Origin of the sequence: Paenibacillus sp. J2TS4, from assembly GCF_018403245.1 — a bacterium.
GTDB lineage: Bacteria > Bacillota > Bacilli > Paenibacillales > NBRC-103111 > Paenibacillus_L.
The window spans coordinates 1-20,364 of the sequence record NZ_BOSH01000009.1; the positions used below are offsets into that span (position 1 = coordinate 1).

Here is a 20,364-nt window from a genome sequence, read left to right on the forward strand (position 1 = left end):
TCGTGGCATAAAACTATTCTCCACGGTGGATTATGTCACGGGCAAAATCGTTTGGCAAGAAGATGAACAATACACTGCCGATAAGTTCCTGATGTTTCTACAGAAAGTTATGTCGGAATACCCTACAAGCAAAATCGCAATGGTATTGGACAATGCTCGAATTCACCATGCGAAACTGCTGGAATCATTTCTTAAAGAACAGCAAGATCGACTCACCCTCATTTTCCTTCCGCCTTATAGTCCTGAGTTGAATGTGGTAGAAGGGCTATGGAAATGGTTAAAGGCGGATGTGGTGAATAATGTCTTCTACCATACGGTTTCTGAAATTCGCAAAAACGTGCACGCATTCATGGATAAGATCAAGGGAGATCCCCTAAAGATCATTGACCGTCTTTGCATCAGGATGGAATCAGGCGAGCTTCAGGAAATTATTTAGTTCAACTTATATAGTAGTTTAATGTCGTCTGCATACATTTTATATATGTTTTTATGTTAGTCAATTGTTAACCAAATGGCTCTTACCTTATAATAAATCCTTTTATGACTGGGATACTTTGATAGTTTTGTCTGAGTATATTAGTTATTACTATATTCTTTAATATTAGTGTATCTTCATTGTTCTCAAAATCGATAAATCACCATTTAGTATTTTAATAGGAAAACGGCGATAATAAATTTACTTATCTTATTGTCGCCGTTAAAACTAATATCACCTATAATGATCTTTGTAATTTTCCTCTTGTGTACCCACACCTCAGATCAATTACCACTGAAACGGTAATGTGATTTTTAGTAATTTATTTCTAGTTTTTTCATCTTCTCCTACAATTGACAAAATGCTTGTGAAAGTGTTTAAAACTAAGGATTTCTATATAGTTTCTCTTTGTAGCAACGATACGTTCACTCCACATGGCTTGAGTGAATAGAATTAATGTTTTGCGATCTTTTCAACAATTGTTATGTTGCCCCTTATGGAGTATAATTCCAATATATTTACCATTATTAATCATTTTTAAAAAATTCTATTTATTCCCCAAATCATTCCTAATACTGTCAATTAAGTTGTTACGAGCTATGTCGATGTTATTCTCTAACAGATCATTTCCATCTCTAGCAGGATAGCCTGAGATGAATACATTATGTATAATCACTTCGAAGCTAACAAGAGCATTTCTAACATCTTGTCCCGCATAAAGAGTAAAAATAGATTTACCAGATTCAGAAAAGGACTTGTAATTATCCCGTGCCTTGAAATATTCATCTTGAATTTCAATTATCTTCTTTTTTGCATATTCCCGATTTGATATTTTCAATTCAATATCTTTTTTTTGTTCATAGCTATTTTTTTGGATTATTTAACTGACTTCTATAATCTTCAATTTGAAAATCTAACGATTTTAATGTAGTTTCAAATCTTTCAAATGAATAGCCAGGACCATGTTTAATATTGCCTAGAACATCAACTGGTGATTCATTAGGATAAGAATTGATTGCAGAAATTAAGGCTTGATACACTTCGCTTAGGTTATCCCGCTTTGATTGAAATTCTTTTTGTTTAAACCTTAAATTTTCTTTAAAGTTAGAAATGTATACCGTAGATATTTGACCTATTAATGTAATTACAGCCCCCAAAAATGCTGCTATCAAAGTATCAGACATAATATCCCTCCATGCTTTAACATCTATATTCCTAAAGAATATTTTTGGTTTTCTAAAAATCATTATCTTTCAACACTAAATTTTCTTCGATTTTCACTTACTCGTTTCTCATACTATTCACCACTAAATATTTCCTCAAACTATATAAGTTGAACTAAAGACTCCGACTTTTTTTGGAAAGGAATACAATACCCTTGGCCCGAATAAATAAAGAATTACAAATCGGCGGGTGAGGATGAGTATGGAATCCAAAACGGAAGCATTACAGCGAGTGGAGCAATTCCTGAAGCAAGAGAAAAGTCGTCGGATGTTTGAGCGATATCAAACGATTCGCCTATACTTACTTGGTCACGATTACAGCCAAATTGCAACATCGATTGGACGGTCGGAATATACAGTCAAGAATATATTCGCACCTACCGGAAGCATGGACTGGATGGTTTGCAGATGAAATTCTCGACCGGAGCTCCAGAACGATTAACGAAGGAACAACAGGCTCAGTTGAAACAAACCATCGTTGACTGCTTGCCTTATGAAGTCGGATTTACAGCGAAGTTTAATTGGACACTGGAAATCATCGCATCCTATATTAAACGTGAATTCGGACAAGAATACTCCATTCGAGGCGTATCTAAGATCATGCATCGGTTAGGACTCAGCTATACCAAGCCTACGTATACGCTGGCAGCTGCCGATGAAGAAAAGCAAAAAGAGTTTGTCGAAACCACGTTCCCAGGGTTAAAAAAATCACGAAAAGGGCGAAATTGATCACATTTTGTTTGAAGATGAAAGTATGATTCGAGATTATCAAGCTCTGCAGCACACCTGGTTTGAGAAAGGCAAACAACGAATCATTAAGACTACAGGCAAGCATAGAGGCGTAAAATTGCTGGCTACGCTCGATTACGCCACAGGACGAATTGTTTGGCAGGAAGATGAGCAATATACGGCTGAGACTTTCCTTCATTTTCTCAAGAAAGTCGTTGATGCCTATCCCTCCGGGAAGATCGTGATGATTTTGGATAACGCACGAATCCATCATGCAAAATTGCTTCAACCGTTTCTAGAGGAATTGAACGGAAGACTTGAACTGATCTTTCTCCCACCTTACAGTCCTCAACTTAATATCGTTGAAGGACTTTGGAAATGGCTGAAGTCCGATATCATCAACAATGTGTTCTATCATACTGTGAAGGAGATTCGCCAAAACGTTCGCACTTTCATGGAACAAATTATGACTGATCCCATGAATATTATTGATCGTTTATGTATCAGGATGTAGTTGCCTTCATTAGTTCAATATATATAGTTGGGCATAAAAATTTAAACATCCTATTGGATAGTACCTTGCCTATTTGAAAGGGAAATGGAGAGAAAAAAAGAAAATAAACCAACCAAGGTAATAAACCCTGCAAACCAACTTAGTGAGGTATAGGAATAGTGATTGCTAATGATTAATCCTCCCATTGCTGATCCTAAGGCAATACCTAATTGCATGAAAGATGTATTAACCGCAATAATCATATCCGCTAATTTTGGAGCCAAAGATCTAAGATATGTTTGATTCGCGGGAGTCGTCGCCCAGCCAGAAGCACTCCATGCCATCATGATCAGAAATAAAAAAATAGGATGTTCCCCAACCAGCGGAAGTAAAAACAATGTAAGTGTCCTACTACCTATCGTTACAAATAACGTCTTCTTGACACCCCACTTATCTACGCTATAACCACCTATATAACTTCCTAGAATACCAAATATGCCTAAAACAAAGAATGCGATTGTAATTTTTTCCATATTAAAACCAGCCAGATGATGCAAGAAGGGTGTGAAATACGTATACAGAGAAAATTGGCCAATAAATACGAACGCACTCACCAATTGACCCGTAACCATTGCGGGTTTTCGTAAGATAGAGAACTGTGTTTTTAGAGGTACTGGAGCCTCTCCTTTTACTTTTTGAGTAAATAGCCAAATTCCTAACATAGGAAGAAGAGTAACAAGCGCCACAAAGGTGAACGTCATTCTCCATCCAAATGCTTCTCCTACAACTGTTCCTAAAGGTACCCCTAAAACCAATGAAGAGCTAAATCCCATAACCGTTGTCCCGATTGCTTTCCCTGCTTTTTCGGGAGGGACTAGTTTGGCAGCAAATGCAATTGAAGACACACTAAATATCCCGGCACTAATTGCAGCAATAATTCTTGAGATCATAAGAAAGATATAATTTGGACTAATGGCTGCAATGACGTTACTAAGGATAAAAACGAATAACGAGAGTAATAACAGCTTTTTCCTCTCTATGCGGGAGGTTAACGTAATGAGAATAGGTGTACCTATTGCATAAATAACAGCATAAATGGTCACGAGCTGTCCCGTAGTTGCGACCGAAACTCCGAGGTCAGTGGATATCAGTTTCAACACTCCAGCAAAAACCAATTCAACTGTCCCGACAACAAACATTCCTATAGCAAGCATCAAAATGCCCAGATTCGTTTTAGAATCAAACCTTTTATTGTTCTCCACAATATCTCTCCTTTTTTGACCATACGGTCTAATATAATCGTAAAAAATCCAGTGAAAAATAGTTATTATAGACTGATCGGTCTAAAAAATCATAAAAAAAGAAAAAGGGCAACAATAGGTTAGTCTAAGACCGAGAGTGTAATTTTAACAATATCATTTAAAGCAACGGGATTCGAAGTGGATTTAGATGCAATAAACAAACTATATCGAGCTTGGTTCAAGAATCGGGCAAGTGCCATAAGATCATCGTGCCGCTCACTTAATTCACCTTCTTTTTGTGCGCGGATTAATGCTTGATAAAATGCGGACACTTCATGTTCCATGTTCGTTTCAACCAATCTTGAAATTTCCTGATCATGCGGCGCCAATTCTACTGCCGTATTTATCATAAAGCATCCTTTTTTTCGTTCTTCATCAATGAGAAATTTTACTAAATCGTAAAAAACAGCCTTTATGGATTTCTTTGGCGAGTCATATCTTTCAAGTGCATCATTTAGAAAAGTTATCTTCTGATCGGCATAATGTTTTAAAGAGGCTAAAAATAAGTCGTGTTTATTTCCATAGGTATCATACATACTTTGCTTTGCGATTCCCAAATGTTTCAGTAGTTCTTGAAGGGAAGTACCCTCATAGCCTCGATACCAAAAGAATTCCATTGCTTTACTAAGAACCTTTGCTTTATCAAATTCTTTATGTCGTGCCATGTGCCTTTTCCCCCTTTCTTTTAAAAGAATAACATTTTCAGAATGAATGGTCAAAAATTATAAGGACCTCTTCCTTCCTTTTAGACGACTACCTGCTAGCAGAGGTGGTCGTTTAATTTGGATCCCCCACTCGAATGTCCATGAGTAGATTCCGCTTGTAAGACCTCGTTTCATATTGGAAAATCATTAATTTAGCGGGACTTGAAGAAGTAAATCGGAATCTTTCTTCGAACGTCAGTATTCAAGTACGTGTACTTGGCGGAGCAATTAATCGAGTGCCAGAAAATCATACGGCATATACTCACCGGAATAAACCCTACTTGATCCACATATCAAATATTTTCACATCAATGGAAGAAGCAGATAATTATTACACTTGTATGGAGAATGTGTGGGAGAAATTAAAACCTTATGCTGCTGGAGCCGACGTGAACTTTATTGAGATTGGTGATACGGACAGATTGGAGGAGTTTTATTCAGAAGAAATACGACATCGTTTAATTAACTTAAAGAAACATTATGATCCAGAAAACATTTTTCGTAATAACTTGAATTTGAAGCCAGATACCACAAATTACCCATGGGAAGATTAGATTATATACAAGACACCATAACGAGTCACCGCAAAATTTAAGGAACCTCATAATATAGATATTTTAGATAGAACCATTCTTGGTGGAGAAATAATTGTTACTGATCGAGATTGAAAACCAGACTCCGGCGCTCATGATGGAAAGATCTTCAAAGTCTACTCATATTATATACAATACTGCGTTTTCGATATCTCTGTATACGAGTTGTTCACGAATAATAAAGTTATTTAAAAAAACGGTATGAAATCGGATTTTCATACCATCTTTTTCTGTTTTTCGGTATAATAAAAAAGAATATTTCGATATTCATTTAGTTTAGATTGGGTAAAAAATTAGCATATCATGATAATGAAAATGTTATGATTTTTTTATGGAAGAAAGGTTGAGTGACAACATGTTTTCATTTATTGTCGTTGTGTTTCTTTTATTTTTAGTCCCAGGTCCTGCGGTGATTATTACAATTTCTCAAACGATAAAAAGCGGGAGAAAAAATGGTATTATGACTGCTTGTGGAATCGCCTTAGGGGATAGTATTCACGTGTTGTTCGCTGTTTTAGGGTTATCAGCGATATTATTAAGTTCTGCTTTAGCATTTGAAATCGTCAAATATATCGGGGCTCTTTATTTATTTTACTTAGGGATTCAAATGTTACTTACAAAGACTAAACAAAAAGAAAAATCAAACCTTGAACAAATGTCTGGGAGTATAGATAAGAGCTCGAGTTGGAAATCAATTAAACAAGGCTTTTTAGCGGAAATATTGAATCCTAAAACAGCATTATTCTTTTTAGCATTTTTACCTCAATTTATCCAAAATGACGGAAGTAGTGTGACATTACAACTTTTTGTTTTAGGGATTGTATTTGTGCTAATGAGTATAGCATTCACTTCTTTTTTGGCTTATTGTACAAGTTTTATTGGAACAAAGATGTTCAAAACATCAGGTGTTTTTGCTAATAAAGTCGAGAAAATGGTTGGTGTGATTTATATTGGCTTAGGCATACGTTTAGCCCTTCAAACTCAAGAATAGATGGCGATATGAATTATACGCTTCACGAAACTTGCCCTACTTCATGATTCCTATAAAATGAAAGAAAACGCTTATTTTTAAATACTCTTAGTAACCATCTAGCTATAACAGATAGATGGTTACTTTATTTCCCAAGCACAAAATCAACAAACCTCATTTTCTTTGAGCAATGATCTCGAAATATTCATTCTAGCCGTAGTATTCATACTTCCTTTTTAGTAGTATGTTTGGTATTTCCATAATGATCGACAGCAAAGCTAAACAATACTTTCACCAGAAACAGTAAGCCAATGATCAACATATGTGGAGTTATTCCTGGCAGCATCGGCACGACCCCCAGACCAACAGACAAAAGCAAGCCCGCTACAAATAATTGCACATGCTTCCCAATAAGGGAGTTTACAATATAAGCCCCGATGATCGTATAAGCCCATATCCCTACTGAATACCCAATATTCGTATCGAGAAGAAGAGCAATAAGCACGATATGGACATGGATCGCGATGAATACGATTCGATTTTTTTTCCGCGCCGCATAAAAATTGCTAGTTGATACTGTAAAATTCGCTATAACGCCCGCAAAAACATCGAAAATCAATAATAATGCCAGGGCGCTACGCCATACTGGCAAATCGTTAGCCAATTCAGGGAATCGGTAATATAACGCAACCGTCAATATACCACCAAAAAGCAGTATCGCTAAAATGGATCCAACAGACTGTTTCTCACCAAATACATCGTGCAAAAAAGAAGGAATTCGAAGCTGTCTCATTTCACGCCACTCCCATCATCGATGATTAACACCTTTTTATAAAGTTATGTATTATGTATAGCATTTATCTCTAAAACTATTATATCTACATGAACTCCATTGTTCAACAATGTTTTATACTATTTTTATTGAATCAGTCTAAAACTTTGGTTACACTATCATATGAGGTGAACAATGATGAACGGTTACGAACGACGGAAAAGGAAAAAAATCGAGCAAATATTCAGTGCATCCATTGAATTATTTTTCAAATATGGCTTTCAAAAGGTTAGCGTGAATGAGATTGCGCATAAAGCAAATGTTTCCCCTGCAACTATATATAATTACTTCGGGACAAAAGAACAGCTTTATACTGATTCCCTGATGAATTGGCTGGACAAGCAGTTGGCACAGTATGAGGACATCCTGAATTCCGGGTTATCTTTTCTTGAAAAGACTAAAAAAATCATGCTGTTGGAGGCTAAAAATTTGAAAATTTTAGCAGATGAGTTTCCGAAATTCCCATCTTCTGATTTAAGAGGGTTAATACAAATAATGGACGGTTATAGCGAGCAGAAGGTCGTACCTTTTTTTAAGAAGTTTGTCGCACTTGGAAAACAAGAGGGGTATATTCGAAAAGATCAATCTGAAGAGATGATGATGCGTTATTTTACAATGTTCCAAAATGAACTGGTCCGGAATTGGGAGGGATTGAATCAAAAACGGATAACCGAGAATATGGATCATTTGATGGAGTTGTTCTTTTATGGGGTAGCTGGACGGACAAAGCCTCAGGAATAGTACAAACCGAGTCCCTTTTTTGCGAAATTAACAATACTTTTATTAGTGATCGTCTTGTAGTTGTGTGTCAGTATTTCCGTCAAACAATACTGCTTGTAGAGTGATAAGGGTCTCGCCTTCACCAAAGAAGTCTAACACTTTTTTGTTAATGGTAGAGACAATATTATATCGCGCAGTATCCAAGAGTGAAATAATTGGTAAAGAAGCTTTGGCTATTATCCGCCACCATTGACCTAGCTTTTGTCCGTGTTGTGAAACGTAAAGCAGGATGGCTAAAAATAAAGCCTAGAGGCTCACCCTGCATTTGATGGTAACACGGACAAATTGATTCTAAGTATTCGCTGATGTGGCCCCGCCCCCTTCCACCGCATACTTAGAATCGGGCACTACGGTCAATGGTAAGCAGCTATCGCTGTGGCTTTGAGCAAACATTAAATTTGATACTTCTATTTATAGCCAAAGGTAACGCAAATATTTAATTGTCAAAGATCAAATTTTTGTTTTTGAATTATATAATACAAGGGAGTGTTGAAAATGATAAAACAGGAAGAACTACTTGCCCACCAACTGCAGCTGCAAGCTGAAGCAGATGCAATTGTTGAAGAAATGCACCTTAAGCAATTGCTGGAAGAAGCCGGTACACCACTAAAGGTAGGGAGTGTGGCTCTAGGTTTAATGGTTTGGAGAGACCTCGATATGACAGTCGTTTGTTCTAAGTTAAACATCGCTACAATTTCTTGAATAGCTTCGCAATTGATGTCCAATCCTCAAGTCCGCGATTTGAAATTCATCAATGGATCCAGCCTATCCCGACGGTTATTTTCTAGGTATCATCGCCCCTTCCGTAACCTTCAATAGCGAGTAGATCACTGACAAGTCATCGACAGAAAACCATATATTCCGATTTTAGATCACTATGTTATATTGAATGACTTTCAACCATTTTCCGAAGAGCCAGAAAATAAAAGCGCGTGAGGAATAAACAAAGGGGCCAAGCCTTTTTAGCTCGCCCCCCCATCCTATTAATGATCTGCTATCCTTAAGCCTTTCAATTTCACTCCCGCTCAAGCCCTTGTCCATCCACGCGATGCCTCTCGATTAACTGCATAACCCACGTTTCATCAAATTGAAGCTTTTCCAACCGATGCCGGAAAAAGATCTGAATATATTTCTGCTCCTCACCGGGAATCCGTTCGTCTTTGCTCGCATATTCCAACCGTTCTTCCTCGTGACGGATTTCATAACGCAGGTAATCTTTGTATTGATGCAAAATTAAAAACTGCAATTCTTTGCTGATCAGTTCAAAATTTTTCAGTTTCGTATAAAAATGTAGCTCGTAATCCGGCGAATATGGAATCGGTTCTTCCATCAATCGAAAAAAACGTATTCTGCCTTCGTCCGTAAGTTTATAAGTCTTTATTTTTTTTCCTCTTCCCTGTTTGGCAACCTCCGGTTGCTCATCGTGAACCTGTTCGATCAGCCCGTCAGCAAGCATGCCGTGGATCAGCGGATAAATCGCCCCCCAGCTGACTTTTCGCGTAGGACCAACGATCCCGTTCAAAATCTGATGCAGCAAATAGCCGTGCATCGGGTTATTCATCAATTCGCCGAGTATGAACAATTCGTACAAACGAAAGCCCCCCCTTGTAGGTTTACTGCTTTTAAGCAGACAACAGTATAACATACGGCTGCCTGAAAAAACAGAAAAGCCGCAGGTCGCGACTTTTCCAGGCCGCATCCGTTTGCGGCCGTTTCCGGTATTTCGCTTTATTACCCTGCCGTTACGCCGAATGCTGCTGCGCCATCACTTGGCGGTGTTTCGGCAGGAATGATACGGCGAGCAGGTTCGCAATCGCGATCCCCAACATGAGTAGAAAAACGGCATGCATTCCGGCAGTCAGCTCCGTTTTGGAGCCGATTATGGTTACATACTGGTTGTAAATCGTGCCGAATACCGCGATGCCGACCGTTTGGCCCAGCGCACGGGCCAGCATGCTGGAAGCGTTGGCGACGCCGCGTTTTTCCCAGCCGACGACCGATTGCACAACAACGGTGGAGGGCGTCGCAACGAACCCCATTCCCAGTCCGATTAGCACGAGGATACCGATCCAAAATACGTAGGGTGAGTTCATCTGAAGCGCAATCAGCCAGATGGAGCCTGCCATGACCAGCGAAGAGCCGAATACGATCGATGCCTTCACCCCGACCCGGTACATGAGCCGGCCGGCGATGTTGGAGGCGAGCGGCCAGGCCAGCGACATCGGCATAACGATCAGGCCCGAGCTTGTCGCGGAATTACCGAGCACGGATTGAATCCAGATCGGCGAGTACACCGTCAACCCCGACGTAATGCTGAACGTCAGAAAACCGCTGATATTGGTGACGTTCAATACGCGGATCCGGAAAATCGATAACGGGATCATCGGTTCCTCCGCCCGTTTTTCAATCCAGAGGAACAACATAAAACATACGGCCGATGCCGCGAACAGCCCCACGATCACCGGGGAATCCCAGGTATGCCGTGACCCGCCGCTCAGCAGCGCATACAACAGCGCGGAGAAGGCAATGGTAAACATAATCGCGCCGAGGTAATCGATTTTTTTCGCCTGACGTTCGATCGGCTGGTGCAAAAATACGACGACCAGCAGCAGGGCGATGATGCCGATCGGCACGTTAATGTAGAAAATCCATCGCCAGGAAACTTGATCGACGAAGTAACCTCCGATTAGCGGGCCGAGAAGGCCAGCCACGGACCAAACGGACGAAAAGACACCCATCATTTTGCCGCGCTGCTTGCCCGAGAACAAATCGCCGATGACGGTAAAGCACACGGGCGCAAGCGCCCCGGCACCAAATCCTTGCAAAGCCCGGAACCAAATGAGCCCCGTCATCGATTGCGCGGCTCCGCACAAGATGGAACCGAGCACGAATAAACCGATGCTGGAGGCGAACACAAGTTTGCGACCGAACAAATCGGCGAGCTTGCCGAAAATGGGCGTCGCCACGCAGGTGGTCAACGTATAAATCGCAAACACCCAACTGAACAGCGTCTCGCCGTGCAAATCCTTGATCATATGCGGGGTAGCGGTGGCGACGACGGTCGCATCCAAAGCGTTCGCCGCCAGCAGTCCGGCGACAACCATGTTGACGTTGGTTTTCGAGGCCATGCAGAAAACGCCTCCTTACATTTTCTTTATGCCGCCCTTTGGTTTAACGATTGCAAACCAAGTAAAGGGTATTGCCTTCAGGATCGTTGAAATGCACGACATTGGCCGCCTTGCCTTCCACGGAATCGTGGAATTGAACGCCGCGGGATTTCAGCGTTTCGATGGCTGACTCCATGTCCTCCACCTCAAACCCTATGGACATGCTGCCCGATTTTTCCGGAAGGGAACCTTGTTCTCCGGCAAGATGCAGGAGACCGATCGTCAATCCAGGTGCCGCGATTTGCGCAAAATGCCCGTCACCGTGCTGCAGCTCCAATCCCAAGGTTTCGGCGTAAAATTTTACCGCCTTTTTCATATCCGCTACCATTACAGTCACATTGCCGCTTTTGAACATCTTATATTTCCTCCTTATTCGTTTGATCTATTTTATTATATCAAATTAATATAATAAGTAAACATATCTTATTGATATATTTTTATAAAAAATTGTGAGGAGCTACGTAAAAAAGAGAACGCCAAAGGGCGCTCTCTCTATCCGGGCAGCCTTGCGTCGCCCTCGATCCTGCCGCACGTGATGTGCCTTTCTCAATGATGGGTGAAGTATGCTAGACTAAAACAGCCTTAGCCCGATGAGAAGCTCGAGCTAAGGCGGCTTAGACATTTTGTTTTATTCCACCGTCTACTTGACGATATCACTAAAGGGCGGCTTTCAATCTTGACGTTATTGCATCATTACTGTCTTTGGAATGCAACCTTTAGGCCTAGTCCGGTATAGATTGTTCCGACGAATTTGCTACCTGGGCGGCTTAAACGGCTTATCCATGTCCTCCGTTTAACCAGTTTTCCAAGTGCAGAGATACCTAGTACCATCGAGGTTGTATACAATGCACTTAAAATCACAAAGACGACACCAAGGATCAAAAACTACGTGGTGACTTGACCTCGTTCGTGATGAACAAATTGAGGCAAAAAAGCCAGAAAAAACAGCGCTGTCTTTGGATTAAGAACTTCTGCAACAGTTGCCGAAAAGAATGACTTTAAAGCTCCTCCCGATTTAACCTTTGGAAGTTGCGGTTCTGATGGCTTACTCATCATTTCGCGAACTCCTAAATATAGTAAGTATACCGCTACTAAATTGAAAGCTAGAGCAGAGGTCATCAATATAGTGGAGAGCCCGACAGTAGCAAATAAGGTGTGAAGAAAATCCCCGATTGCTATGCCAAGCCCTGCCATAATGCCTCCTTTTCGCCCGTTTTGAACGGTACGAGTAATGGTAAGAAGAATGGCTGGTCCTGGAATTAAAAATAGAAGAATGACAACGATAACATACGCTAGTAAAGTTGAAAAATCCGACATCAGGCTTGCCCCTTCAAAAGCATTCAAGATGATATATTGTTGTTACGGTTTTGCAGCCATTGTTCAAATTCAGCGGGTGTGCTCACTTTATGATCTAATACAGCCGTATAGATATCAAAGCTTTTCACCTGTTTACCATACTCGGCTCTCGATGCCCAGACAGTTTTGATCCGCAGGATAGAGAGAACCGCCTCTTCATGAAGACGACCGGGCAACGTACGAATATGCCGCAGATCAGGTTGCTTCTCAGGATCATCAACGAACCAAATATCTAGCGACCATTGGTTCTCGCTTTTAGATAAGTAATCCAATCCAATAAAATACCCGTCCGGGTAAGCCGGATCGGTGTTCCAGCTACCGGTATCGTTCATAAATTTCATCTGCCGAATCTTGGGATTCAATATCAATTGCGAAGCAATTCGAGAGATTACAGCAATGTCCAACTTGGAACAAACGACCGTCATATCAAGGTCTCTCCAAGTCATTAAACCGAGTGCCGCACTTCCAACTTTGACGGGCATGCCGGCTGCTTTTAGCGATTGGATAAGGTTCAATTCTTCCACCACTGCAGCGGCCTCCGCTTGCAGCTGAAATTGACGAGCAAGCAGATCTTCACGTTTTATCATTTGTTCGCTCCCCTCTTGACGCGTTCATGCCAATTGTTCCTATAGTTTTTTCTATAGTGGTCAACCGCAAAGCCAAAGATGACTTTCAACATAAATAATTGAAGAAAGAATTATTCAATTCATTACTTTACCACTCCATTAAAATCTTATGCAATGGCCTTGTTATAAACGCGAGTTGACCAAATCAATGTGATAATCGTAATAACCGCAATGACAATAAATCCTACGAAAACTGATTGGTTTATAATTGATCCTTCCGCTAATTTTTTGGATGCTTCTACTCCATAATATAACGGATTGAAATGGGCGAGTACTTGTAACCACTTTGGTCCAAATGACATTGGTAATAAAATTCCGGAAAGTAAGGTTAACGGTAATTGTAAACTTGTTACTACGGCAGCAACCCCACCCACATCTTGGAAAATCAAACCCAGACTTCCAGACCATGCTGAAACCATCATTGTAAGAACCGAGAGTAATATTAATTGTAATAAAATACCAACAAAGTGCATTTCATAACCAAATAAACTTGAGATTACTAAAACGATAATTGCTGGAATAAGGAACGCTACGACATCTTTTAATACCCCTCCCATTAACATAGCGAACCGACTGGCTGGGGTTACACGTAAACGTTCAATAATCCCACTTTTTAGGTCAAAAACCATTGACCATCCAGCACCCATTCCTGAACTAAATGCTAAGAGAACTAAAATACCCGGCACAAACATATCTAAGACCTGAGCTGTAGTCATAGCAGGATGGGTAATGTTTTTCAATAATGGACTAAATAACAAGATATATAACAAGGGAGTCATCAAACCTGAGATTACCCAAACAATTTGGCGAGCTGACTCTTTTAATTTACGAACAAAGAAAATATTCGTTTCCCGTACAACCTGCATCATTGTTCTTCTTCCTTTCCGCCATCACGCAATTCTTTACCAGTTAATGTTAAAAAGACATCATTTAAGGAAGGCATTGATAACGATAAATTGGCTAATTCAATCTGATGTTCTTTTGTGAAGTTAATAATATCAGTAATTAATTCTTCACCTATGTCAGTGTAAATGGAAAATTTCATATTTGCTTCTGTCACTTTATCAAGTTCTAATTGTTTAAAAAATAGTTTCATTTTTTCGCTGTCCTGCAGATGTTTCATTTCTATTGAAACAACTTCACTCGAAATCTTTTTCTTTAATTCTGTAGGTGTTCCTTCAGCGATAATATTGCCGTGGTCTATGATAATTAAACGGTCACATAACGCGTCCGCTTCTTCTAAATAGTGAGTCGTTAGGAAAATGGTCATTCCATTGTCACGTAATTTTTTAATGTGCTGCCATAAATTAGCACGGTTTTGCGGATCAAGTCCTGTCGTTGGTTCATCAAGAAATAAAACTTTTGGTTCATGTAAAATTCCTTGAGCAATCTCCACACGACGTTTTTGCCCGCCAGACAATGTACGAACAAAGCGCGGAAGTAATTCATGAAAATCTAGCAATTTACTCAATTGCTCAATTCTTTGCACTGTAACATCATTTGATAGCCCATATAATTTTCCTGATAGTTCCAGATTTTCCCGTACTGTGGCGTTTGGATCAGCACCACCAAGCTGACTAACATAGCCTATATTTGCACGGACTTTTTTGGCTTCAGTTAACACATTATATCCAGCTATATAAGCTGTTCCGCTACTAATGGGCAACAATGTTGTCAGTATTCTTTGTGTAGTAGTTTTACCTGCTCCGCTCGGTCCAAGAAAACCAAAAATTTCTCCTTGATCGACTGTAAAGCTAATATTATCAACGGCAATAATTTTTTCCTTTTTGCTCACATAAGTCTTACTTAAACTTTCAACACTTATTAATTTGAACATAATGTTTACCCCCTTCTTTCTTTGTTTTTCAGCTTCTTTTAATACCCAAGCTTTACGATAGCATCAAGCCTATTCCGGACTATTACCCGTCTCACTTCCTATCGCGAAAGGAGTGTATACATTTTCATAAGCCACATGCATTGTCATTCCTTTTTGGGCATGATCTAGATTGTGGCAGTGATCCATCCATAGTCCGGGATTATTTGCCAAGAAAGCAACTTCAAACGTCTCGCCGGGTTCAATATTTACAGTATCTAGGACAAGTGGACTACCACTAATCGGTTTTCCATTTTTACTAATGACTTGGACATGGTGTCCATGAAGGTGCATCGGATGATCGGCAAAACTCCGATTTACAAATGTTGTCTTCACAAGATCTCCCTCCTTGACCATAAGGGTCGGAGTATCAGGAAACGTTTTTCCGTTAATAACCCACTGTTGTCCTGCCTCTCCGTTATAGACACCAAAATAGGTCTGATCAAGAATGAGTGTAAACGTTCTGTCGAACACGGTCGAGGTATTGAATGGAGTCTGTGCCGGTGATCCATATTTAGTGATATCTAAAACCTCTCCTTCATCGAGTACATTTCGTTTCCCATGTCCGTCTGGGCTATACACTATTCCTATTGGTTTGCCTTCCATTAGCATTGCCAGCGTAACGGCAGTGTCAGGCATGATGAATTCGACATCGTAACGCCCCCCTCCTCCGATTCGTAATAAACTAGTCGTCAGAGTACCTGGCTCATTCAACTCATAACCATCGATGGCTACAACCTTGAAAGGCACGCCGTTCAAGGAAAACGTACGAGTTAAATTACCCGCATTTACGAGACGGAGCCGTACAGGAGTTCCTGGATTAACCATTTTCCTTTGGAATGTATCTGCCGTATCGAGGGCTGGAATATTCCTGCCGTCCGGAGTGATCCAATCATGAGCCACAATCGTCGTATCCATCGTTTTTGTTTCATGTTGACTGGATGGATGTATGATAAAGGCCCCGAATAGCCCCTTTTGCACTTGAATGGAGGACTGCTGGTGGGAATGGTACCAATGAGTTCCCTCCTCTTTTACAACAAAACGATAGGTATACGACTCTCCAGGCATTACGGCATCCTGCGTCATCCCTGGAACGCCATCTTCACCATTAGGGACATCTACTCCGTGCCAATGAATGGTAACCCCACTATCGATATTTTTATTCACCAATCTTACTTCCACCAAATCCCCTTCATTGGCGACAAGCTCTGGGCCTGGGCTCTGACCATTAAACGTCCACGCTTCAATGGTTTCACCGGAAGCAAGGCGAATCTTCTTTGTCTCTGCGTAGAGGACGTATTTTTTGTCAGGAATGTCTGTTTGAGGTCCTTTCAACTCCACAACACTAATCGGCTTACTGTCTGAATTGGAATCATGACCGTCATGGTGGGCATTTGTATTTTCATCTAAGCTGGAATCTCCACCCCCAAAATCGGCAGTATGGTGATGGACCATATTCATCCTGCCAGGAAATTCACTCATCTTTTGAGAAACGACTAATCCTGTTATGGCTACTCCAAACACTAAAACGAAATATACAGCTCCTCTTATGATTCTTATGCTAAATCGGGGAAGCCGATTTTCCAGAATCCTTATCCTTCTTCCATGGTAAAGCCATAGCAGACCTGCTGAAATGATCAGTGCCCCGCCATAAATCAAAAGATCTTTTGTATTAGGAATGGCAGGTATGTCTATCGTTACTAGAAAAAAGGCAAGTATTGCTCCAACAGTCATTACATGTATAGACACAATAAAGAACAGTAAAGACTTTTTATTGGTTTCCCTCGATAAGTTAGGCAGCGCAAAGATCAACACAATTGCCGCTGGCAAGCTTAACAAAGGCAATAGGTTCAAGACCCGGTCCATGATAAATAGCCATCCGTAATTTACGAAAATTATCATGATGTCCAGTGCCCAAACCATGATTAGGGCGGTACCGATATAGACACCAACTTTGGCTGCTTTTAGCCATAATCGGAATCTCGATTCACTCTCTCCCACATATTTGAGGTGATTCGCGGCATAGCCAGTAGCCCCTGAGACACCCACTAGTAACAGTAATAACAAAAATTCTACTCCCATAAGGAATTCGAACACGACTGTTCCCTCTTTTCCTGAAATTTATCTTAATTATTAAGATATCTGGATGAATTATGTTTATTTCATAATATCAATCAGTCATTACCTTTACCTCAGTCTTAAGGCTGATTAAGAGTTCCTAAACTTTAGTTCTGACTTCCCCAACATATATTGCTTTTTCAGTGAATGGATCCCTTATGTTATACTGTATGAATCGAGATAAATTAAAGGTGGTATGTATTATGCGACCGACACAAACAGACCTTCATCTGTCACTTTTAGAAGCTTCCAAACAGTTATCCACTCAAACCGTCCTGTTTCATCAGGCGATAGCTGGGCATCTTGGCCTTAACATTACAGATCATAAGTGCTTAGATTTGATTCTAAGCAAAGGAAGAGCCACTGCCGGACAGCTAGCCGAATGGACAGGACTCACCACGGGTGCTATTACAAGCGTGCTAAATCGCTTAGAAAAAGCGGGCTATATCCGCCGGACGAAGGATCCTAACGATCTCAGAGTGGTCTATGCCGAGCCGCTCTATTCGCAATTGCATACGATTAAAAAGGTATTCGCTCCGTTAAACGATGCCATGCTTGAACTCTACTCGAAGTACAGTCAAGAGGAGTTACAGACCATACTCGATTACTTGATTCTCTCCTGTCAAACTCTTCGAAATCTTACCGATGACCTTCGTAAACCAACTATAGAGTAATCAGTAAAGCCGATGTCGTTAAAACATCGGCCACCTGTACTAGCATGATTGGGGCAAGTGTAATATTCTCTGGATTGCACCCCGGAAATCCGATTGCTCTCAGCGTGTTGTAGAAATACACCAGTGCATATTATAGATGACTAGTTGTTAGTCATTGAACGAATCCCCGCCTTCAATCGTGGCAGTCCAACTCATTTATCTTAATTATTAAGATAAATGACAAAAAAATGACGTATTACTGCTACAAATTTAGAACTAGTTTTAGTCCTAGACTTAGCAGGCGATGCTGAAACCTATGCCACTTTCGCACTGCAGCAAACTGTATGGAGGTTAACCCTTAAGGACAGCCTTCAAGCCAGCAGCTGTTTGCGGCTGCTCTTTCTTCATCGATTGACGCATGAAAAATTCAGCTACCTTCGGAACGTTGTCAACTTGAATTGAGAAATGAACACGGCAAGATTGATCCGAGATCGGCTCAATACGATAGCTTTCTCGAAACGATTGTTTTTCATCAGGAATTGTCTCCAGCGTTAACAATTGATCCTGAATAAGCTCGGTCACGATCATGTTTTTTTCGCTCTTGAAGCCTGAGTATTTTCCACTTTCGAAATACTTGGTCCCCAACTGAGCTGTTCCTTCAGGTGTAACTCGCGCCTCCATAATGCCCTTAATCCAGGAAGGTCGCCCCTTTAAATCGATGAGGCGTGAAAAAACGATAGATGCGGGATAATCATAGATTTCGGTATATTCAAATATAAGCATAATTATTATTCCTTTCCTTTTTGATGTAGTTGATTTAACGAAAAAGGATTGTCGACAGAGCATTGGTTAACACTTTTTCCATTTCTTCCTTATTCTCCTCTGTACCCGGTTTTCGCCAACCGATATACCCGTCTGGCCGCACGATAATAGCCCCTGTGGAAGTTATACCGTATGCATCAAGAAAATCGTTCCTAGGATTATTGAAATCAGCATTATGCCCATCAACCTGATAAATATCCATCGGGAAACGTAGCGTATCTTTAACATGTTTAGCAGCCTCCACCCAGTTTTGTCCGTCTGATCCAACGAGTAAAACAAATCGAGAACCAAATAGATCTAATGAGGAAATGCTATTGCCATCACGTTCGAGAACGATGTGCGCTGCGCGGGTTCCCGGCTGTCCCTTCCATAACTCGGGCGACTGTACAATAGGAAGGTTCTTTCCGTCCGCTTCCGGTACAAATGCGCCATCTTGATAACGATACCCCATATTGACATGCAGGGTGCTAACTGTAATCCCATCCGACCCTTCATGTTCGCGCTGCTGGGAAAGCGTGACTACCTGCTCTACCGTGTAATCTGCTACGGGGCGCCGTTCAGCATCGTATGTGGTAAGCAAATCCGAACCGGCTTCACCACGTAAGACAGCTGCCAGCTTCCAGGCAAGATTCTGCGCTTCAGCGATGCCGGTATTTCCTCCCAAACCGCCGCTTGGAGGCTGAACCCTTGCGGAATCGCCAACTAAAAAAATCCGGTCTTCTTGGAAACGATCAGCAACGCGACCAGCCATTTCCCAAGTTAGGATCTTTTTAATCGTAACAGGGATGTCAGGAATTCCGATTGCCGCTCGAACTAATGACATACAACGTTCTTCTGGATAATCCTCAATGGTTTCCTCTTCGGGATCATATATAACATCCAACCGATATATATGCGGTCTTCTGAAAGTTCCAGGGTACAGAACAAGACTTCCGCTTACAGTATCATTGGCGAAAAAACACATATGCGCGTTTTGCCTTCTAAACAGTTCATGAATGTCTGCATCAAAAACTATGCTGATCAGATGGAAGAGCGTACCTTCTCCGTGTTGGCCAATACCTAATTGTTTGCGGATCCCACTTTTACTTCCATCCGCACCTACCATGTATTTGGTTCGAACACGGCGCGTATCGCCGCTAACTCGATCACGAATCAAGGCCGAGATGCCATCCTCATCCGTTTCAAACTCGATCAACTCCGTATTATAGCGCAAATCAACACCGATTTTCTCGGCCTGTGCACGTAGAACCGGCTCAAGCAGATCTTGTGCAATGCCGTTTCCTTCAACAGGACTAGCATCCGTAAAGTAGGCACTCATGTCTTCCATCAAATTGTCAAATAATTGCCCAGCCAAGCTCTCTACAAACATAATGCCAAACTCCCGCGGAAAAGGGGGCTCTTCACGGCGAATCTCCTCATCGATCCCTGCCGAACGAAAAATTTCCATCGTTCTGGCGGTTAGGCTCGAAACGCGCGGGTGAATGGACGTTCCTGGATGGCGCTCTACGACCAATGGCTTAATTCCCTGGCGAGCCAGAAAAAGGGAGAATGACAGGCCTATCAGACTCCCTCCAACAACGAGTACAGGCACCGTTTCATCGAATGATGAAGACTTACTTAATCGTGTATTCATTAAAAAATCAACCTTT

Annotated in this window: 19 protein-coding genes and 2 pseudogenes; 7 read left to right on the plus strand and 14 right to left on the minus strand. The window is 41.1% G+C overall.

Annotated features, from left to right (window positions below):
* Nucleotides 1-436: IS630 family transposase (locus tag KJS69_RS18570; RefSeq protein ID WP_213585295.1), on the plus strand; the 436-nt coding region annotated here is incomplete at its 5' end.
* 902 nt (nt 437-1,338) lie between these two features.
* Here the strand turns inward: KJS69_RS18570 and KJS69_RS18575 are convergent.
* Nucleotides 1,339-1,659 carry a hypothetical protein gene (locus tag KJS69_RS18575; RefSeq protein WP_213585296.1) on the minus strand — a complete coding sequence of 107 codons (321 nt, stop codon included), beginning with the start codon at nt 1,657-1,659 and terminating at the stop codon, nt 1,339-1,341.
* Nucleotides 1,660-1,900: 241 nt separating this feature from the next.
* Here KJS69_RS18575 and KJS69_RS18580 point away from each other — a divergent pair.
* A pseudogene (locus KJS69_RS18580) lies at nt 1,901-2,941 on the plus strand (IS630 family transposase).
* 50 nt (nt 2,942-2,991) lie between these two features.
* Here the strand turns inward: KJS69_RS18580 and KJS69_RS18585 are convergent.
* Complete coding sequence (locus tag KJS69_RS18585) at nt 2,992-4,182, minus strand: MFS transporter (RefSeq protein WP_213585297.1); 1,191 nt, start codon at nt 4,180-4,182, stop codon at nt 2,992-2,994.
* Nucleotides 4,183-4,301: 119 nt separating this feature from the next.
* Nucleotides 4,302-4,886, minus strand: coding sequence for a TetR/AcrR family transcriptional regulator (locus KJS69_RS18590; RefSeq protein WP_213585298.1), 585 nt, complete (start codon nt 4,884-4,886; stop codon nt 4,302-4,304).
* 275 nt (nt 4,887-5,161) lie between these two features.
* On the opposite strand from KJS69_RS18590, the gene KJS69_RS18595 reads away from it, so the two are divergent.
* Entirely contained in the window at nt 5,162-5,479 is a 318-nt protein-coding gene (locus KJS69_RS18595; RefSeq protein ID WP_213585299.1) for a BBE domain-containing protein, read from the plus strand.
* 394 nt (nt 5,480-5,873) lie between these two features.
* Nucleotides 5,874-6,509, plus strand: coding sequence for a LysE family translocator (locus KJS69_RS18600; protein WP_213585300.1), 636 nt, complete (start codon nt 5,874-5,876; stop codon nt 6,507-6,509).
* A 202-nt stretch (nt 6,510-6,711) separates the two neighbouring features.
* Here the strand turns inward: KJS69_RS18600 and KJS69_RS18605 are convergent, their stop codons facing one another.
* Complete coding sequence (locus KJS69_RS18605; protein ID WP_213585301.1) at nt 6,712-7,281, minus strand: hypothetical protein; 570 nt, start codon at nt 7,279-7,281, stop codon at nt 6,712-6,714.
* 177 nt (nt 7,282-7,458) lie between these two features.
* Between KJS69_RS18605 and KJS69_RS18610 the strand changes: the two genes are divergently transcribed.
* A complete protein-coding gene (locus tag KJS69_RS18610; protein WP_213585472.1) occupies nt 7,459-8,061 on the plus strand; it encodes a TetR/AcrR family transcriptional regulator in 603 nt (200 codons plus the stop codon).
* Between the two features lie 534 nt (nt 8,062-8,595).
* Nucleotides 8,596-8,802: a hypothetical protein gene (locus KJS69_RS18615; protein WP_249730602.1), complete on the plus strand. Its 207-nt coding sequence runs from the start codon at nt 8,596-8,598 to the stop codon at nt 8,800-8,802.
* A 313-nt stretch (nt 8,803-9,115) separates the two neighbouring features.
* On the opposite strand, the gene KJS69_RS18620 is transcribed toward KJS69_RS18615, so the two are convergent.
* The 8 genes and pseudogenes from KJS69_RS18620 to KJS69_RS18655 form a co-directional block, all read right to left on the minus strand.
* Nucleotides 9,116-9,691, minus strand: a complete 576-nt coding sequence (locus tag KJS69_RS18620) for a PadR family transcriptional regulator (protein WP_213585302.1) — start codon at nt 9,689-9,691, stop codon at nt 9,116-9,118.
* A gap of 151 nt (nt 9,692-9,842) precedes the next feature.
* Complete coding sequence (locus KJS69_RS18625) at nt 9,843-11,228, minus strand: MDR family MFS transporter (RefSeq protein ID WP_213585303.1); 1,386 nt, start codon at nt 11,226-11,228, stop codon at nt 9,843-9,845.
* Nucleotides 11,229-11,271: 43 nt separating this feature from the next.
* The gene (locus tag KJS69_RS18630; protein ID WP_036620559.1) at nt 11,272-11,622 is read right to left on the minus strand and encodes a VOC family protein; all 351 of its coding nucleotides are present in this window, start codon (nt 11,620-11,622) and stop codon (nt 11,272-11,274) included.
* Nucleotides 11,623-11,960: 338 nt separating this feature from the next.
* Nucleotides 11,961-12,584 (minus strand): annotated as a pseudogene (locus KJS69_RS18635) (LysE family translocator).
* Between the two features lie 23 nt (nt 12,585-12,607).
* A complete protein-coding gene (locus tag KJS69_RS18640; RefSeq protein ID WP_213585304.1) occupies nt 12,608-13,210 on the minus strand; it encodes a hypothetical protein in 603 nt (200 codons plus the stop codon).
* Between the two features lie 146 nt (nt 13,211-13,356).
* Complete coding sequence (locus KJS69_RS18645; RefSeq protein ID WP_249730603.1) at nt 13,357-14,118, minus strand: ABC transporter permease; 762 nt, start codon at nt 14,116-14,118, stop codon at nt 13,357-13,359.
* A complete protein-coding gene (locus KJS69_RS18650) occupies nt 14,115-15,086 on the minus strand; it encodes an ATP-binding cassette domain-containing protein (protein WP_213585305.1) in 972 nt (323 codons plus the stop codon). Before KJS69_RS18650 ends, KJS69_RS18645 begins: the two co-directional genes overlap by 4 nt.
* A gap of 69 nt (nt 15,087-15,155) precedes the next feature.
* Complete coding sequence (locus tag KJS69_RS18655; protein WP_213585306.1) at nt 15,156-17,189, minus strand: multicopper oxidase family protein; 2,034 nt, start codon at nt 17,187-17,189, stop codon at nt 15,156-15,158.
* Nucleotides 17,190-17,443: 254 nt separating this feature from the next.
* Between KJS69_RS18655 and KJS69_RS18660 the strand changes: the two genes are divergently transcribed.
* A complete protein-coding gene (locus tag KJS69_RS18660; protein ID WP_213585307.1) occupies nt 17,444-17,914 on the plus strand; it encodes a MarR family winged helix-turn-helix transcriptional regulator in 471 nt (156 codons plus the stop codon).
* A gap of 330 nt (nt 17,915-18,244) precedes the next feature.
* On the opposite strand, the gene KJS69_RS18665 is transcribed toward KJS69_RS18660, so the two are convergent.
* Both KJS69_RS18665 and KJS69_RS18670 read right to left on the minus strand, forming a co-directional pair.
* Nucleotides 18,245-18,676, minus strand: coding sequence for an SRPBCC family protein (locus KJS69_RS18665; protein WP_213585308.1), 432 nt, complete (start codon nt 18,674-18,676; stop codon nt 18,245-18,247).
* A gap of 34 nt (nt 18,677-18,710) precedes the next feature.
* A complete protein-coding gene (locus KJS69_RS18670) occupies nt 18,711-20,348 on the minus strand; it encodes an FAD-dependent monooxygenase (protein ID WP_213585309.1) in 1,638 nt (545 codons plus the stop codon).
* Between the last annotated feature and the right edge of the window lie 16 nt (nt 20,349-20,364).

Excerpts from the sequence above, each read along its gene's own strand:
- KJS69_RS18575 (WP_213585296.1), bottom strand. The coding sequence starts at position 1,659 with ATGTCTGATACTTTGATAGCAGCATTTTTGGGGGCTGTAATTACATTA.
- KJS69_RS18590 (WP_213585298.1), bottom strand. The coding sequence starts at position 4,886 with ATGGCACGACATAAAGAATTTGATAAAGCAAAGGTTCTTAGTAAAGCA.
- KJS69_RS18600 (WP_213585300.1), top strand. The coding sequence starts at position 5,874 with ATGTTTTCATTTATTGTCGTTGTGTTTCTTTTATTTTTAGTCCCAGGT.
- KJS69_RS18605 (WP_213585301.1), bottom strand. The coding sequence starts at position 7,281 with ATGAGACAGCTTCGAATTCCTTCTTTTTTGCACGATGTATTTGGTGAG.
- KJS69_RS18610 (WP_213585472.1), top strand. The coding sequence starts at position 7,459 with ATGAACGGTTACGAACGACGGAAAAGGAAAAAAATCGAGCAAATATTC.
- KJS69_RS18615 (WP_249730602.1), top strand. The coding sequence starts at position 8,596 with ATGATAAAACAGGAAGAACTACTTGCCCACCAACTGCAGCTGCAAGCT.
- KJS69_RS18625 (WP_213585303.1), bottom strand. The coding sequence starts at position 11,228 with ATGGCCTCGAAAACCAACGTCAACATGGTTGTCGCCGGACTGCTGGCG.
- KJS69_RS18630 (WP_036620559.1), bottom strand. The coding sequence starts at position 11,622 with ATGTTCAAAAGCGGCAATGTGACTGTAATGGTAGCGGATATGAAAAAG.
- KJS69_RS18640 (WP_213585304.1), bottom strand. The coding sequence starts at position 13,210 with ATGATAAAACGTGAAGATCTGCTTGCTCGTCAATTTCAGCTGCAAGCG.
- KJS69_RS18645 (WP_249730603.1), bottom strand. The coding sequence starts at position 14,118 with ATGATGCAGGTTGTACGGGAAACGAATATTTTCTTTGTTCGTAAATTA.
- KJS69_RS18650 (WP_213585305.1), bottom strand. The coding sequence starts at position 15,086 with ATGTTCAAATTAATAAGTGTTGAAAGTTTAAGTAAGACTTATGTGAGC.
- KJS69_RS18660 (WP_213585307.1), top strand. The coding sequence starts at position 17,444 with ATGCGACCGACACAAACAGACCTTCATCTGTCACTTTTAGAAGCTTCC.
- KJS69_RS18665 (WP_213585308.1), bottom strand. The coding sequence starts at position 18,676 with ATGCTTATATTTGAATATACCGAAATCTATGATTATCCCGCATCTATC.
- KJS69_RS18670 (WP_213585309.1), bottom strand. The coding sequence starts at position 20,348 with ATGAATACACGATTAAGTAAGTCTTCATCATTCGATGAAACGGTGCCT.